Annotated in this window: 15 protein-coding genes and 1 riboswitch; of the genes, 5 read left to right on the top strand and 10 right to left on the bottom strand. The window is 70.2% G+C overall.

What is annotated here, in order from left to right; translation table 11 throughout:
- Positions 1-3: 3 nt before the first annotated feature.
- The 10 genes from AB0389_RS34010 to gcvT all read right to left on the bottom strand — a co-directional run bounded on the left by AB0389_RS34010 (position 4) and on the right by gcvT (position 9,714).
- Positions 4-546: a dioxygenase gene (locus tag AB0389_RS34010; RefSeq protein WP_366399414.1), complete on the bottom strand. Its 543-nt coding sequence runs from the start codon at positions 544-546 to the stop codon at positions 4-6.
- A gap of 371 nt (positions 547-917) precedes the next feature.
- Positions 918-1,904 (bottom strand): phosphotransferase, encoded by a 987-nt coding sequence (locus tag AB0389_RS34005; protein ID WP_366399413.1) that lies wholly within the window; start codon positions 1,902-1,904, stop codon positions 918-920.
- Positions 1,905-1,908: 4 nt separating this feature from the next.
- Entirely contained in the window at positions 1,909-2,853 is a 945-nt protein-coding gene (locus AB0389_RS34000; RefSeq protein WP_366399412.1) for an ROK family protein, read from the bottom strand.
- Positions 2,850-3,941, bottom strand: coding sequence for an alcohol dehydrogenase catalytic domain-containing protein (locus AB0389_RS33995; protein WP_366399411.1), 1,092 nt, complete (start codon positions 3,939-3,941; stop codon positions 2,850-2,852). The genes AB0389_RS34000 and AB0389_RS33995 overlap by 4 nt, the downstream gene beginning before the upstream one ends.
- Before the next feature lie 248 nt (positions 3,942-4,189).
- Positions 4,190-4,648, bottom strand: coding sequence for a type II toxin-antitoxin system VapC family toxin (locus AB0389_RS33990; RefSeq protein WP_366399410.1), 459 nt, complete (start codon positions 4,646-4,648; stop codon positions 4,190-4,192).
- Complete coding sequence (locus AB0389_RS33985; protein ID WP_366399409.1) at positions 4,638-4,907, bottom strand: type II toxin-antitoxin system prevent-host-death family antitoxin; 270 nt, start codon at positions 4,905-4,907, stop codon at positions 4,638-4,640. Before AB0389_RS33985 ends, AB0389_RS33990 begins: the two co-directional genes overlap by 11 nt.
- Before the next feature lie 276 nt (positions 4,908-5,183).
- Positions 5,184-6,566 carry an L-serine ammonia-lyase gene (locus tag AB0389_RS33980; RefSeq protein ID WP_366399408.1) on the bottom strand — a complete coding sequence of 461 codons (1,383 nt, stop codon included), beginning with the start codon at positions 6,564-6,566 and terminating at the stop codon, positions 5,184-5,186.
- A gap of 213 nt (positions 6,567-6,779) precedes the next feature.
- On the bottom strand, positions 6,780-8,048 hold the full coding sequence (gene glyA, locus AB0389_RS33975; protein WP_366399407.1) for a serine hydroxymethyltransferase: 1,269 nt from the start codon (positions 8,046-8,048) through the stop codon (positions 6,780-6,782).
- Positions 8,049-8,064: 16 nt separating this feature from the next.
- Positions 8,065-8,442 (bottom strand): glycine cleavage system protein GcvH, encoded by a 378-nt coding sequence (gene gcvH, locus AB0389_RS33970; RefSeq protein WP_366399406.1) that lies wholly within the window; start codon positions 8,440-8,442, stop codon positions 8,065-8,067.
- A 147-nt stretch (positions 8,443-8,589) separates the two neighbouring features.
- Positions 8,590-9,714: a glycine cleavage system aminomethyltransferase GcvT gene (gcvT, locus tag AB0389_RS33965; protein WP_366399405.1), complete on the bottom strand. Its 1,125-nt coding sequence runs from the start codon at positions 9,712-9,714 to the stop codon at positions 8,590-8,592.
- Positions 9,715-9,879: 165 nt separating this feature from the next.
- A riboswitch (glycine riboswitch) is annotated at positions 9,880-9,978 on the bottom strand.
- Positions 9,979-10,202: 224 nt separating this feature from the next.
- On the opposite strand from gcvT, the gene AB0389_RS33960 reads away from it, so the two are divergent.
- The 5 genes from AB0389_RS33960 (at position 10,203) to AB0389_RS33940 (ending at position 16,071) form a co-directional block, all read left to right on the top strand.
- Positions 10,203-10,913 carry an AAA family ATPase gene (locus tag AB0389_RS33960; RefSeq protein WP_366399404.1) on the top strand — a complete coding sequence of 237 codons (711 nt, stop codon included), beginning with the start codon at positions 10,203-10,205 and terminating at the stop codon, positions 10,911-10,913.
- Positions 10,914-10,947: 34 nt separating this feature from the next.
- Positions 10,948-11,682, top strand: coding sequence for an enhanced serine sensitivity protein SseB C-terminal domain-containing protein (locus AB0389_RS33955; RefSeq protein WP_366399403.1), 735 nt, complete (start codon positions 10,948-10,950; stop codon positions 11,680-11,682).
- 290 nt (positions 11,683-11,972) lie between these two features.
- The gene (locus tag AB0389_RS33950; protein WP_366399402.1) at positions 11,973-12,767 is read left to right on the top strand and encodes an enhanced serine sensitivity protein SseB C-terminal domain-containing protein; all 795 of its coding nucleotides are present in this window, start codon (positions 11,973-11,975) and stop codon (positions 12,765-12,767) included.
- Positions 12,768-13,257: 490 nt separating this feature from the next.
- Positions 13,258-14,256, top strand: a complete 999-nt coding sequence (locus AB0389_RS33945) for an ABC transporter permease (RefSeq protein ID WP_366399401.1) — start codon at positions 13,258-13,260, stop codon at positions 14,254-14,256.
- 48 nt (positions 14,257-14,304) lie between these two features.
- Positions 14,305-16,071 carry an ABC transporter substrate-binding protein gene (locus AB0389_RS33940; protein ID WP_366399400.1) on the top strand — a complete coding sequence of 589 codons (1,767 nt, stop codon included), beginning with the start codon at positions 14,305-14,307 and terminating at the stop codon, positions 16,069-16,071.
- The last annotated feature ends 105 nt before the right edge of the window (positions 16,072-16,176 follow it).

The following is a 16,176-nucleotide window of genomic DNA, read 5'->3' as shown; positions in this document are numbered from 1 at the left end:
CACTCATCGGGCATTCATGACGAAGGTGAAGACCCCTTCCCAGCCCTTTTCGTTCTCCGTCACCTCCATGACGCATTCCTCGCGGAAGTGCTTGTCGAGGTGGTTGCGCCGCTCTTCGGGGAAATACAGCATGGTGGTCAGCACCTCCCCGTCGGGCGGCATGACCTTGACGTGGACGTGGCGGGTGCGCCCCGGATACATCGCGGGCAGTACGGTGTCCAGCCGCCACCGGCCCTGCCCGTCGGCGAACTGGTGCCCGCGCAGCCTGAACCCGTCCTCGTCGTACACGCCTTCGTCGCCGACCTGCCAGAAGTCGAGCAGGGCGCCGGCCACCGGGGCCCCCTCGGTGTCGACGACCTGCCCGTGCAGCACCAGCGGAGTACCCGTTTCGACGTCACCCGTGAAGTCCGTCCTGTGGGGCGTGTCCGGCTTGTAGTACGGGCCCTCGCGCTGCTCGGGAGTGGGCGGAGTCCCCCGGCAGATGCACTCCGGAGTGAGGGTCAGAACGGTGCTCCGAGAAGGCTCCGAGACGATTTCCGGACTCATTTCTTCCACGGTTGAAAACCTCCCTTGATCCACCTGCCGAACCAGCTGGCGGAACACTACTCACCACCTCTCGCGCTGCCTAGAACGCGTCCCGGAGGGCCTCGGGCGAACCTGTCCGAAAAATACCCGCAGGTCAGGGGTTTCGGTCCGAATGGAAAGGACGATCAATTACGCCGACATGGGAAAACGGTTCTGCCAGGACGGGGAATATGACAAAGACATCGGATATGACCGGACGGGGTCGGCCGAAACGGCACCGGTCCGGAGTTATCGTTCTTCCGGGGGCGGAGATACATGTGTGACGGCTGAGCACGGACGGGATTTCCGCCGCAAACCTCGGCTCGGCTCAGCTCAACTCGGCTTGGCTCAGCTCAGCACAGTGCGGCGTGATCGCGTACGAGGACGGCCCGCGCCCGGGCGAAGAGCCCCGCGTCCGGGGGAGACGTCAGGATGTACGCCAGGGTGGAGAGGTCCAGCGCGCGGACGATACGGCGCCAGTCGGCGGGCAGCACGCCCCCGGCCGCGCCGAACGCCTCGGCGACGGACTCCCCGAAGGGCGCCGGGTACAGGTGCGCGAAGCGCAGCATGTTGCCCAGATCCACCAGGGGGGAGCCGCTGTACGCCAGCTCCCAGTCGAGCACCGCCGCCACGGTCCACCGTCCGGAGACCCGCCGCACCAGGACGTTCTTCGGGTTGAAGTCGTTGTGCACGAGGTGGCACGCCTCCGCCAGCCGCCCCGTCAGTTCGCCCGCCACCACGGCGAGTTCACGCAGGGCGGCCTGCTCCGCCGGCGTCAGGGAACTCTCCGGCGACCGTTCCCGGAGGCAGCGCTCGACATGCCCGGCCAGCGCTTCCCCCGTCGCGGGTCCTGGCGGGCGGGGCCGCAGAGTGGCGTCGGCGAAGTGCCCGGAAGCGGGAAACCGTACGGTGGCCACCCCGGCGAGGACGGCTCCGACTGCCCGGCCGAGGGAGGCGGCCTCGGCGGACTCGTGGAGGTGGGGCGAGGCCAGTACCGCGCTGAGCGGCTCGCCCTCGACGTACTCGTAGAGCAGGGTGGGGCGGCCCGTGTCCCTGCCGTCCGGGTCGGCCGCACGGACGCGCACCACCGGGGCGGTGCGGGCGGCGCGGAGCACCACCGCCCGCTCCACCGCGCACGGCAGGCGCCGCTCCAGGTGGCCACCGGAGCGGTACCGGCGCAGGACGTACCGCGATCCGCGCTCGGTGGTCAGCAGCAGCATGTCGTTGCTGTATCCCCCGTCGAGTGGGGCCACCGCCCTGACCCGGCCGCCGTCGAGCGGCTGCGCGGCGAGCCAGCTCCGGGTCGCCGCGTCGAGTGTCCCGCCCCCGTCCGTCGTCACCTCATCACCTTGCCACGGCGGCCGGCCCCCGTACGTCGTCCTCGCCCGCCGCCTCCCGGGCGGCCCGCGCCGCCAGGACCAGGCCGCCGGCCGCGCCGGCCAGCTGTCCCAGCCCGGCCCGCACCACGAAGTCGTCCCGCCCGTGCTCGGGCAGTCCGGGGTAGCCGGCCAGCGTGTCGCCCAGCGCCCGGCGCACCAGGGGCAGCAGCCCCGGCAGGTCCGAGATGCCGCCGCCGATCACGATGCGTTCGGGGGCCAGCGTATAGACGATGTTCCGCAGCCCCCTGGCCAGATACTCGGCCTCCCAGCTCAGCGCCGTGTGCAGGGTCTCCCCGGTCAGGGTCTCGGCCGGGGCGCCCCAGCGCCTGGCCATCGCGTCGCCGCCGGCGAGCCCTTCCAGGCAGTCGCCGTGGAAGGGGCAGACCCCGGGGAAATCGTCCCCGGGCAGCCTGCCCACGAGGAGATGGCCGATCTCGGTGTGGACGAGACCGCGCAGCACCTGCCCGCCGACCACGGCTCCGCCGCCGATACCGGTGCCGACCGTGAGATAGACGTACGTGCTCAGACCCCGGGCCGCGCCCCACTCCCCTTCACCGAGAGCGGCGCCGTTGACGTCGGTGTCGATGGCGACCGGGACACCGAGCGCCTTCGCGACGGTCCCCGCGACGTCCACGCCCGCCCAGCCCGGCTTCGGGGTCGCGGCGAGGCGGCCGTGATCCGGGTGGCCCGGGCGCAGTTCCAGCGGTCCGAAGGAGGCGATGCCGACGGCGTCGAGGGGTCCCTCGTCCGCGATGGCCGCGCGGAAGAAGCCGGTCACCCGGTCCAGGGTGGGGCCCGGCTCGCCGGTGGGGATGCGCGTACGGCTCTCGATCCTGTCGGGAGCGGAACCGATGAGGCAGACGAATTTGCTGCCACCGGACTCGATGGAGCCGAACCGGCGGGCGTTCACGCGCTCACCGGCCAGCCGTCGGCCCCCGCCGGACGGACGTCGGAGCGCAGGACCACCTTCATGGCGCGGTAGCCGCTCGCGCCGGAGCCCGGCACGTCCCCGCCACCGATGCCGCCCAGGATGCCGAAGGCCCGCGGGTAGGCGTCCAGCGGCAGCTCGTGGGTCACCAGACGCCCGAGGTCCGCCCCCAGTTCGCCCGCCAGCTCGACCGCCACCTGGAAGGTGTCGGCGCGGTAGTCACCGGCGCCGATGATCCGTATGCCGTGATTGGTCAGCCGCAGGGGGCGCAACCGCGCGGTGTACGTGTCGTCGAAGCCCATCACGACGATCCGGCCGCCGTCCGCCACCAGCTCAAGAGCGGTCTCCAGCCCCGAGCCCGTCGTCTCGAACACCACGTCGGGTCTGGTTCCCGCCAACTCCTTGACCATGGCCTTGACCGGGTCGTCGCCGGTGAGGTGGAGGACATGATCCGTCAGCCCGGCGGCCGTCTCCGCACGGTAGGCGTCGGTGTCGGCGAGCACCACCCGGCGGGCGGCGCGGGCGGCGACGACGGCGGTGAGGGTGCCGATGGGGCCCGCCCCGAGCACCGCCACCGCGTCACCGAACCCGACCTGCGCCGCCTCCACGTTGTTCAGCACACAGGCCAGCGGCTCGATGAGCACGGCGCTGCGGAACGGCAGCCCCTCGGGCACCCGCTCCACGAACCGCTCCGGCAGCACCACGCTCGCGGCGTAGGTGCCGTCGCGGTCCACCCCCACCTCCGTACCGGCCTTGTGGAGGCAGTGGTTGGTCGCTCCTCTGCCGCAGGGCCGGCATGTGCCGCAGTACAGCGTGGGGTTGACGACAACCCGGTCGCCCACCCGCAGCGACCGCACTCCGGCTCCGACCTCGGCGACCAGGCCGACCGACTCATGGCCGAGCACGACCCCGGGCCGCGCGGGAAAGTGCCCGAGGAGGATCTTTCTGTCGGTTCCGCAGATCCCTGTCCCGACCACGTCCACCCGTACGTCGTCCGCCGCCCGGATCTCCGGGAGAGGCCGCTCCTGGAGACCGGCACCGTCCGGGCCCTGGAAGATGAGTGCGTGCACAGGAACCTCCTTCACCGTCCGGCGGAGAACCCGCCGGGGCTCGCCGTGTTGGTTCGCAGGCGCCGTTCCGTCGAGGGCTACTGGGCGCAGGCGACGCTAGCGCACGCCGGACGGGGCGGAAACGGCACGAATTGAGCCACGGGCGGACCGATCGCCCCGACGGGAGCCGCTGACCGGATCGGGTCCTCCCCGCCGTCCGGTCGTTGCCGTGGCGCTCCGAGGACGGGCCGAGGCGACCGGGCTTTTGATCAGCCGTCCTGCGGCAGTGCGGGACGAGCGACCGGTACTACGGTCAGCAGGTCCTCAAGACCCTTGAAGTCATCGGGGTTGGTGGTGAAGAGCGGCAGATCTTCGGCTACGGCGATGGCGGCGATCATCAGGTCGGCCACGCGTCGGCGCGGTTTCCGTCCAGCGCCGATCACGGCGGCGCAGATGCGGCCGTAGAAGCGGGCGGCCTCGGCATCGAAGGGGATGGGGTCAAACTCGTTCTCGGCGCGCTGGAGGACGTCGAGCCGACGGGCCCGCTCCGCGTACTCGTCGTAATCCGCCTGCTCGCCGTTTCGCCTGACCTCGTGTGGACCGGCGGACAGCTCCGCCAAGGTGATCGCGCTGATGGCCATCTCGACCGGCAGTTCAGCCGGGTCGATCCAGCGGCGGAGGATCATGATGTTGGTGTCCAGCAGGCCCCGTTCATGGTCAACGGCCATAGGGGTCATCCGTCTCCTGGGCCGCAGTCGCATCCTGGTCAGCCCGGAAGGCTTCCAGTGAGATGTCAGGGGCGCTTCGCGACATCGCCGCGAACTCCGCCCGCGGAACGAAGCGCCTGCGGCGCTTCAGCGGAATCAACTCTCCGATGCGATGGCCGTCGCGGGTCACGATGAACGACTGTCCCGCCTCGACGGCATCCATGATCTCTCTCGACTTGCTCCGCAAGTCCCGCTGGGTAATCTCCGGCTGGGCTGTCATGTCACCAGGTTAGCCGCCGGTGCTACTCCGTGCCGCACGGTGGCACAATGCGCCTGCCAGCAGGCTGCACCTCTGCGCGGTGGGCACCGTGCTCTGTGCCACCAGCACCGTCGAGCAAGGGCACGTTGATCCACCTCGCATATTCGGGATGTCCCAGGGACTTTTCAGGGACTTTCACGTCTGTCCCAGGGCGTTTCCGGGGACTTTCCGTCGCGTAGGCAGGGAAGGCCCCGTCAGCGCTGAAAGATGCGAACGCGCTGGTCAGGGCCTGCTTCCTCAGCACTCGATGATGTTCACCGCGAGGCCCCCGCGCGCGGTCTCCTTGTATTTGACGCTCATGTCGGCGCCGGTCTCCTTCATGGTCTTGATGACCTTGTCGAGGGAGACCTTGTGACTGCCGTCGCCGCGCAGGGCCATCTTCGCCGCCGTGACCGCCTTCACCGCGGCCATGCCGTTCCGTTCGATGCAGGGGATCTGGACGAGGCCGCCGACCGGGTCGCAGGTGAGGCCCAGGTTGTGTTCCATGCCGATCTCGGCGGCGTTCTCGACCTGTTCCGCCGAGCCGCCCAGGACCTCGGCGAGGGCGCCGGCGGCCATGGAGCAGGCGGAGCCGACCTCGCCCTGGCAGCCGACCTCGGCGCCGGAGATGGAGGCGTTCTCCTTGAAGAGCATGCCGATGGCGCCGGCGGCGAGGAGGAAGCGGACGACGTTGTCGTCCTTCTCGGTCTCGGTGGCGCCGCCCGCAGCGAAGTTCACGTAGTAGTGGAGAACGGCCGGGATGATGCCGGCGGCGCCGTTGGTGGGGGCGGTGACGACCCGGCCGCCGGCGGCGTTCTCCTCGTTGACGGCCATGGCGTAGAGGGTGATCCACTCCATCGCGTGGGCCTGCGCGTCGCCCTCCGCGCGCAGCTGGCGCGCCGAATGGGCGGCGCGGCGGCGGACCTTGAGGCCACCGGGGAGGATGCCCTCGCGGGCCATGCCGCGTGCCACGCAGGCCTGCATGACGCGCCAGATCTCCAGCAGCCCGGCGCGGATCTCGTCCTCGGTGCGCCACGCCTTCTCGTTCTCCAGCATCAGCGCTGAGATCGACAGTCCGGTCTCGGCGGCGATCCTGAGCAGTTCGTCGCCGGTGCGGAAGGGGTGGGTGAGCGGGGTGTCGTCGAGTTTGATGCGGTTCTCGCCGAGGGCCTCCTCGTCCACGACGAAGCCGCCGCCCACCGAGTAGTACGTCTTCTCCAGCAGCGCCGCGCCGTCGGCGTCGTACGCGGCGACCGTCATGCCGTTCGCGTGGTACGGCAGGGCCTTGCGGCGGTGCAGGACCAGGTCCGTACCGGTGTCGAAGGCGATCTCGTGCATGCCGAGGACGTTCAGCCGCCCGCTGGTGCGGATACGTTCCGCCTCGGCGTCGGCGCTCTCCACGTCCACCGTCCGGGGGGAGTTCCCCGCCAGTCCCAGCAGGACCGCCTTGGGGGTGCCGTGGCCGTGGCCGGTCGCGCCGAGCGAGCCGTACAGCTCGGCCCTGACCGACACGGTGTGCGCGAGCAGGCCCTCGTTCTTCAGCCTGCGGGCGAACATCCGGGCCGCGCGCATCGGGCCGACCGTGTGGGAGCTGGACGGGCCGATGCCGATCGAGAACAGGTCGAAGACCGAAATGGCCACGGGGTGACTCCTTGATGCGGGGGGTGGTGCGGGAGTGAGGTGCGGGAGTGAGCTGTGGAGAAGGCTCTTACGTGGCACCGGGGCACCGCGCCGCTCCGATCGGGAGCCGCACGGTGCCCCGGTGACACCAGGTGTACGGGCTGTACGTGTACGGGTCGTATGGGCCGTACGGGTCGTATGGGTCGTACGGGTCGTGCCGGCTGTACGGGGTGGTTACAGGCCGGGGTACAGCGGGTGCTTCGCGGCCAGCGCGGAGACCCGGCCCGCCAGCGCGTCGCGGTCGAACTCGGGCTTCAGCGCCGCCGCGATGATCTCCGCGACCTCGGTGAAGTCCTCGGCCGTGAAGCCGCGCGTGGCCAGCGCCGGGGTGCCGATGCGCAGGCCCGAGGTGACCATCGGGGGGCGCGGGTCGTTCGGGACGGCGTTCCGGTTGACCGTGATGCCCAGCTCGTGGAGCCGGTCCTCGGCCTGCTGGCCGTCCAGCTCGGAGTTGCGCAGGTCGACCAGGACCAGGTGGACGTCCGTACCGCCGGACAGCACGGAGACGCCGACCTCGGTCACGTCCGGCCGGACCAGCCGCTCGGCGAGGATCCGGGCGCCGTCCAGGGTGCGCTGCTGGCGCTCCTTGAACTCGTCCGTGGCCGCCACCTTGAAGGAGACCGCCTTGCCCGCGATGACATGCTCCAGCGGGCCGCCCTGCTGGCCGGGGAAGACCGCGGAGTTGATCTTCTTCGCCAGTTCCTTGGTGGAGAGGATCACCCCGCCGCGCGGACCGCCGAGCGTCTTGTGCGTGGTCGTGGTCACGACATGGGCATGCGGTACGGGGTTCGGGTGCAGGCCCGCGGCGACCAGACCGGCGAAGTGCGCCATGTCGACCATCAGGTACGCGCCGACCTCGTCCGCGATCCGCCGGAACGCGGCGAAGTCCAGCTGGCGCGGGTATGCCGACCAGCCGGCCACGATCAGCTTCGGACGGGACTCCTTGGCGAGCCGCTCGACCTCGGCCATGTCGACCTGGCCGGTCTCCGCGTCCACGTGGTACGCGACGACGTTGTAGAGCTTCCCGGAGAAGTTGATCTTCATGCCGTGGGTCAGGTGCCCGCCGTGGGCGAGGTTCAGACCCATGATCGTGTCGCCGGGGGAGAGGAGCGCGAACATCGCGGCCGCGTTCGCCTGGGCGCCCGAGTGCGGCTGGACGTTCGCGTGCTCGGCCCCGAAGAGGGCCTTCACCCGGTCGATGGCGATCTGCTCGATCACGTCGACGTGCTCACAGCCACCGTAGTAGCGGCGGCCGGGGTAGCCCTCGGCGTACTTGTTGGTCAGCACGGAGCCCTGCGCCTCCATGACCGCGACCGGAGCGAAGTTCTCCGAGGCGATCATTTCGAGGGTGGACTGCTGACGGTGGAGCTCGGCGTCGACCGCGGCGGCGACGTCCGGGTCCAGCTCGTGGAGCGGGGTGTTGAGAAGCGAAGAGGAAGACATCACAGTCCCTGGGGTGTCAGTTGCCGGAGAACTCTTTGTACTCGTCGGCGGAGAGCAGGTCCTGCGGCTCTCCCTCGACGCGCACCTTGAACAGCCAGCCGCCCTCGTACGGAGCGGAGTTCACCAGCGAAGGATCGTCCACGACGTCCTGGTTCGTCTCGGTGACCTCGCCGGTCACAGGGGAGTACAGATCGCTGACGGACTTGGTGGACTCCAGCTCTCCACACGTCTCGCCCGCGGTCACCTGGTCACCGACCTGGGGGAGCTGGGCGAACACGACATCGCCGAGGGCGTTCGCCGCGTACTCCGTGATGCCGACCGTCGACACGCCGTCCTCGGCGGCCGTCAGCCATTCGTGCTCCTTGCTGTAGCGCAGCTGCTGGGGGTTGCTCATGACCTGAATTCTCCTGTACGCGGGGGTGTGGTGCGGAACAAGCGTCTTACGGAACGAGACACCGGGCCCGGGGCGCGAGGGACACCGGGGCCGGGATACGGGATCACGGCGGGCGGACGGGCACCGGCCCCGTGGGACCGGCCGGTCCTACTTCTGGCGCCGGTAGAACGGCAGCGCCACGACCTCGTACGGCTCGTGCGTGCCCCGGATGTCCACGCCGACGCCCTTCGTGCCGGGCTCGGCGTGCTCGGCGTCGACGTACGCCATGGCGAGCGGCCGGCCCAGGGTCGGCGACGGCGCCCCGGAGGTGACCTCGCCCACAGTCACGCCGTCCGCGACCACCGGGTACCCGGCGCGCGGGACGCGGCGGCCCTCGGCGATCAGGCCGACCAGCTTGCGCGGCGGGGCGCTCGCGGCGCGCTCGGCCGCCGCCTCCAGGGCCGTACGCCCGACGAAGTCGCCGCCGTTGGACGTCTTGCCGAACTTCACGACCCGGCCAAGGCCCGCGTCGAACGGGGTCAGCGCGGTGGACAGCTCGTTCCCGTACAGCGGCATGCCGGCCTCCAGCCGCAGCGTGTCGCGGCAGGACAGCCCGCACGGCACCAGACCGACGCCCGCGCCGGCCTCGGTCAGCGCCTGCCAGAGCCGCTCCGCGTACCGGGGCTCGACGAACAGCTCGAAGCCGTCCTCACCCGTGTAGCCGGTCCGCGCGATGAGGGCCGGCACCCCGGCGACGGTGCCGGGCAGGCCCGCGTAGTACTTGAGCCCGTCCAGATCGGCGTCGGTCACGGCCTTCAGGATGCCGGGCGACTCCGGACCCTGGACGGCCAGCAGCGCGTAGGCGTCGCGGTCGTCCCGTACGTCCGCGTCGAACCCCTCCGAGCGGGCGCTCAGCGTGTCCAGCACCGTCCGGGCGTTGGAGGCGTTGGCGACGACCAGGTACTCGTCCTCGCCGAGGCGGTAGACGATCAGGTCGTCCAGGATCCCGCCGTCCTCGCGGCAGATCATGGTGTAGCGGGCGCGGCCCATGGCGAGCGCGCCGATGTCACCGACCAGCGCGTAGTCGAGGAGATCGGCGGCGGCCGGGCCCGCCACGGTGATCTCGCCCATGTGGGAGAGATCGAAGAGCCCGGCGCGGGTACGGACGGCGTGGTGCTCGTCGCGCTCGCTGCCGTACCGCAGCGGCATGTCCCAGCCCGCGAAGTCGGTCATGGTCGCGCCCAGCGCGCGGTGCACGGCGTCGAGTGCGGTGAGACGGGGGGCATGGCTCATCGGTATGGCTCCCAGGGCATGACAGTGCTGACGGTCCTCCCCATCTGTCATCGGAACCTGAGAGGTTCACCACGGCCACCCGGTGGCGCGCGCGGCGCGGGTACGGGGAGGCCATGACTTGCACCTTGGGTGGAGCCGCTGTCGCGGCCCGCTTTTCAGATCTGCCTCATCCACGCGGTACGGGGCCTGAGAGATTCAAGGGAGGAACTTGCTCCTTCGGCGCCCGGCGCACACGGTGAACCGGGACTCTCCCGCGCGGATTCAAACGGCCGGTATGCAGTTGCGGGCACATCATCGCACGGAGGACGGCCGATCGGGGTGTCCGGGATGTAACTCGTCCGTCCGGGTGAACGGCTCGCGGGACGTTACCTTCTCTTTACGCTTCGTGGGCAAAAGTTCGTGCAGCGGGCACCGGCCGGTCCGGCGAAGCCGACAACCGGTCCGGCGGGGCCGACAGCCGGTCCGGCTGAGCTGACAGGGGGACGGCGATGATGGCGCAGACGACGGGACCGTGCACGGCCGTATGGCTGGAGCAGATCCCTGCCGTACGGGACTTACGCGGCCAGGCCGGGCAGCCCCCGGGCGCCCTGGTCTTCACCGCCGGGGACGTCGTGGTCGTCTCCGGGCTGCCCGGCAGCGGCAAGTCCACCCTGATCCGGCGCACCGCGGGCGGCCGGGGCATCGACTCCCAGGACGTCAGGGACCGCTGGGCGGCCCTCGTCCCGCCCGGACTGCCGTACGCCGTCTACCGTCCGCTCGTCCGGATCGCGCACTACGCGGGCCTGTGGCGGGTGTTGCGCTCCGGCGCGAGCGCCGTCGTCCACGACTGCGGTACGCAGAGCTGGGTCCGGGGGTGGCTGGCCCGCGAGACCCGCCGGCGCGGCCGGCTGCTCCATCTCCTCGTCCTCGACGTCGCCCCGGACGTCGCCCGCGCCGGCCAGCGCGAGCGGGGGCGCGGCGTCTCCCGGTACGCCTTCGCGCGGCACCGCCGCGCGGTCCGCCGGCTGCTCGCCGGCGCGGAGACCGGCCTGCCGCCGGCGGGCTGCGCCTCGGCCGTCCTGCTGGACCGGGAGTCCGCGGGGGCGGTGCGCGCGATCGTCTTCCCGGGGATCGCGGTCCCGGCGCAGGCGATGGTGCAGGCGACGGCGCAGGCCGCGGCACCGGTGGACGGTCCCGCGGTGGCGCGTACGTCGGTCTAAGGTGCTGCCGCAGGGTCAAGGGCGGAGGAAGACAGTGAACACAGCATGGCCGGGCAACGAGTTGGAAGAGGCGCTCGCCGCCTCACTCGGTGTCGACGGAGCGGGCGCACGACTCATAGAGGTGCTCGGACGCAGTGAGGTGTGGGTCCCACTGCCCAACGGCGGGGGGCCCGACAGTACGGCGCTCGATCTGCCCACGATGGATATCGAGGGCGGCGCGTACGTCCCGGTGTTCAGCTCCGCGGCGCAGTTCCGCCAGTGCGTCGGTGAGCACATGGCCTTCACCGTCGCCCCGGCCCGCGACTTCGCCCGCGGCCTGCCGCCGCAGCTCGGCGTCGTGGTCAACCCGGGCGGCGTGGTCGGGATGCCGCTGCCGCCGCTCGCCGTCGCCGAGCTGTGCCGGACGGGCCGCACCCCGCTGGACGGCTCGGCGAGCGGCGGCCGGGTCCGGCTCTTCGAGCCGGACTGGCAGGAGGATCCGGTCGACTTCCTCACCGCGGCGGCGGCCGAGTTCGAGGCGACGGGCGTGGTCGTCTCCGCCCGGCGCGCGCTCGCCAGCGTCGAGGGCGAACCGCCCGTGCTCTTCGTCGGCGTCCAGCTCTCGTCCTGGGAGGGCGCCGAGCGCAACGCGCCGATGGACGCCCTCGGCCGCGCGCTCGGCCGGGTCCAGGTCGGCTGGCCGGTCAGTCTCCTCCTGCTCGACGTGACCCAGGACCCGGTCGCCGACTGGCTGACGTCCAAGGTGCGGCCGTTCTACCAGCGCGGCTGACGCGGTCGGCACGCGGTCCGGATCCGCGGCGGCCGTTTCCCGGGACGGCCGGCGCGGGTACGGTCCCGCGACACGGGTACGGGGGACAGCGGGGAGCGGACCGCGCCCGCCGGCCCGGGCAACTCGGACCGACCGGCACATGGGGGGCGGGTGAAGGAGCCGCGTGACGCCGCCCCCCCATGTGCCGGTCGGTCTTAAGGTGATGTCATGGCTGGGCCGCCGCACCGTGTGCCCGGAAGGTGCCCGGGGGAGCTGGGCGAATGGTGGATCGACGAGGGGCGGAACCCAGAGTGAGCGCGTCAGGCACCGCGGCGGCCGGACAGGTCGAGCACATGCTGCGCCAGGTGACGCCGGGACGGTACGACGCGTACGAGGCGCTGCTCCGGGCCCTTGCCGAGGACAGTGTGTGGATGCTGCTCTGGCACGGCGCGGCCGGTTCGCCCGACGCCCAGTACGGCAACATGGAGGTCGACGGGCTCGGTTACGCCCCCTGTGTCACCTCCGCGCAGGAGCTCGCCGCCAGCGGCTGGACCCGCGCGCACGAGGTCGTCACGGGACGGGACATCGCCCGCGCCCTCTACCCCGACCGCTGGGGAATCTGGCTGAATCCGCACGCCCACGGCGGCGGTGTCGGCATCCCCTGGCTCGATCTGCGCCGGATCGCCACCGGCCTCGACCGGATGCCCGCGGGACCCCTCCGGCTCTCCGAACCCGCCGTACCGCTCCCGCAGTTCTACGCCCTGCTCACGCAGAACGCGCACCGCACCGCGGCCGTCCGCTCGCTGCGCCGGGCCTGGGTGCAGCCCGCGCTCGGCGCGCCGTACCTCGCGATCGGGCTCGATCTGTACGACACGAGCCCGGCGTCCGTCGAGTCCGTACAGGCGATGATGCGCCAGTCGGTCGCCGCCGTGCCGGACGGGCTGCCGGTCTCCACCGTCGCGATGTCCGACGAGTACGACCCGGTAACGATGTGGCTGCGCGCCAACTCCCGTCCGTTCTACGACCGGGAGGCCCACGCGGCGCCCGCGGGGCCCGTCGGGGGCCCCGGATACGGCTATCCGCCGCCCGCTCCGCGTGCTTACTGACCCCCCGCCGACCCGCGCGCCGAACCGTGGGAGGACTCTGGTGGGACCGGCGCGCGGTCTACGCGAGTTGACCGGGAAATAGGTCTGGACCTGCGGGCTTGTCGCTTCTGAACGTATCGGGGCCGTGCGCGCGGGACCGCCGGATGTGTCGGTTGTCCAGTATGTGGGCACGCTTGGGTGGTATGGCCGATACGGGCCGATTGGCGCACGCCCGTGTTCGCTGAGCCGAAAATCGCGTTCGGATAACGGTAACCCTCTTATCGCATCACGGTTGGGCAACCATTCCCGGTGGGGGCTGGCGGGTGATCACGTCGTAGCTGAAGACTCCGTGCAGCAGGTGGCCTCGGCACGTACTAGTGTGCGATGCGCTCAATGAAGCAGTCCCCCGAATCACCGATCAGGGGACCACCATGTGTCATCTGAAGTGAACGAGCCGCTACAGCGGCGGTCATGGGCCGGCCACCGTCGGCCGAGAGGGGTCTCCAGCGCAATGACGGCACCTATCGAGACCACCGGGTCGGCGGCGCAGGCGCAGCCGGAAGCGGTGCTGGAGGGCGCCGGGGGCAAGCAGATCGAGGGCCGTTCGCTCGGTCGGATCGCGTGGACGCGTTTCAAACGCGACAAAGTCGCGCTCACCGGCGCGGTGATCGTGACACTCCTGATTCTTGTCGCCGTCCTGTCCAAGCCCATCCAGGCGGTCTTCGGGCTCGACCCCAATGCCTTCAACCAGGACCTCGTCGACCCCCAGCTGCTCGCTCCCAAGGGCAGCTTCGGCGGCATCAGCTGGGACCACCCGCTCGGTGTCGAGCCGCAGACCGGGCGCGACATCCTGGCCCGCATCATCGAGGGCTCCTGGGTCTCCCTGGTCGTCGCGGCCGGTTCGACGATGCTCTCCGTCGTCATCGGCGTCGTGATGGGTGTGGTGGCCGGGTTCTACGGCGGCTGGGTGGACAGCGCCATCAGCCGCATGATGGACACCTTCCTCGCCTTCCCGCTGCTCCTCTTCGCGATCTCGATCTCGGCATCGCTCCAGGGCAGCGCGTTCGGCCTCTCCGGGCTCTCGCTCCGTATCGCCGTACTGATCTTCGTGATCGGCTTCTTCAGCTGGCCGTACATCGGGCGCATCGTGCGGGCGCAGACGCTGAGCCTGCGCGAGCGGGAGTTCGTGGAGGCGGCCCGGTCACTGGGCGCCCGCGGCCCGTTCATCCTCTTCCGCGAGCTGCTGCCGAACCTGATCGCGCCGATCCTCGTCTACGCGACGCTGCTGATCCCGACCAACATCCTCTTCGAGGCGTCCCTGAGCTTCCTGGGCGTCGGTATCGCCCCGCCGCAGGCATCGTGGGGCGGGATGCTGTCCACCGCGGTGGACCTCTACGAGGTCGACCCGATGTTCATGGTCATTCCCGGCATGGCGATCTTCATCACCGTGCTGGCCTTCAATCTGCTGGGGGACGGGCTGCGCGACGCACTCGACCCCCGTGGCAAGTAATCGCGGCGCAGCCAGCCGCACCGGTCAATCGAGGGGGCTTTCCTCAGGATGAACAGCAGGAAGACAGCATCGGCCATCGCCGTCACGCTGGCGGTGGCGCTGGGCGCGACCGCTTGTGGCAGCAGCGACAACAAGAGCGACGGCGACAAGAACGGCACGTCCAGCAACGCGAAGGCCGATGCCGGACTCAGCAGCATCGTCAACGCGAGCACCAAGAAGGGGGGGACGGTCACGTACGAGCACTCCAGTGGCCCGGACTCCCTGGACCCGGGCAACACGTACTACGGCTGGGTGCAGAACTTCTCCCGCCTGTACGGCCGTTCGCTCGTCTCGTTCAACCCGGCCCCCGGCAAGAAGGGTCTTGAGGTCGTCCCCGACCTGGCCACCTCGCTCGGCAAGGCCAGCGCGGACGCCAAGACCTGGACGTACACGCTCCGCAAGGGCGTCAAGTTCGAGGACGGCACCGAGGTCACCTCCAAGGACGTCAAGTACGCCATCGAGCGCTCCAACTTCGCGCCGGAGGCCCTGTCCAACGGCCCGACGTACTTCAAGTCGTACCTGGACGGTGGCGACAAGTACAAGGGTCCGTACAAGGACAAGTCCAAGGACGGTCTCAAGTCCATCGAGACGCCGGACGACTACACGATCACCTTCAAGCTGAACAAGCCGTTCGCGGACATGGACTACCTCGCGGCGTTCTCGCAGACCGCGCCGGTCCCCGCGAAGGCCGACAAGGGTGCCGAGTACGTCCAGAAGATCGTCTCTTCCGGCCCGTACAAGTTCTCCGCGTACAGCGAGAGCCGCGGCGCGACCCTGGTCCGCAACCCCGAGTGGGACGCGGCCTCGGACCCGATCCGCAAGGCGCTGCCGGACAAGATCGAGCTGAAGTTCAACATCAACGCGACGACCGTTGACGATCACCTGCTCAACGACACGATCACCGCGGACATCGCCGGTACCGGTCTCCAGTCGAAGACCCAGCCGAAGGTGCTCGTCAAGGCCGCCGAGAAGGCCAAGACGGACAACCCGTACGCGGGTGCCACCCAGTACCTGGCGATCAACGTCAACGTCGCGCCGTTCAACAAGCCCGACTGCCGCAAGGCCGTGCAGTACGCGGTGGACAAGGCCGGCATGGTCGACGCCATCGGCGGTGCGGTCAAGGGCGAGCCGGCCACCACGCTGATCCCGCCGTCGGTCGCCGGATACAAGAAGTTCGACCTGTACCCGTCCGCCGGCAACAAGGGCGACGCGGACAAGTCCAAGGCCGCCCTCAAGGCCTGTGGCAAGCCCGACGGCTTCTCCACCGTGCTGACCGCGCGCACCGACCGTCCCGACGAGGTCCTCGCCGCCACGCAGCTCCAGGAGAGCCTGAAGAAGGTCGGCATCAACGCCGAGATCAAGACCTTCCCGGCCAGCAAGTACTTCACGGACTTCGCCGGTTCGCCGGAGTGGGTCCACAAGAACAAGGCCGGCCTCATGATGATGGCCTGGGGTGCCGACTGGCCGACCGGCTACGGCTTCCTCGACCAGATCGTGAACGGCGCGGCGATCAAGCCGTCCGGTGGCACGAACCTGATGGAGCTGAACGACCCGAAGATCAACAAGGCGCTCACGGACGGCATCGGCACGATCGACGCCACCGAGCGCGGCAAGATCTGGGGTGAGGTGGACGAGATGGTCGCCGAGAACGCCTCGGTCGTCCCGCTCTTCTACAAGAAGAACCTGCTCTACCGCCCGGACTCCGCGACCAACGTCACGGTCGCCGAGTCCTACCTCGGCATGTACGACTACGTGCTGATGAGCTCCTCGAAGTAAGCGGTACGCGGTGCGCGGCCGTCTCGCACGGCCGCGCACCGTCTCGTAGCACCTCTTGACACTTCGTCACACCTGTACATCAAGCAAGCACCCCCCGAAAGGCAG

It is taken from the genome of Streptomyces sp. NPDC093109 (genome assembly GCF_040701725.1).
Lineage (GTDB): Bacteria > Actinomycetota > Actinomycetes > Streptomycetales > Streptomycetaceae > Streptomyces.
Note: the sequence above shows the minus strand (reverse complement) of the source record. Positions and strands in the feature narration are given on the sequence as shown.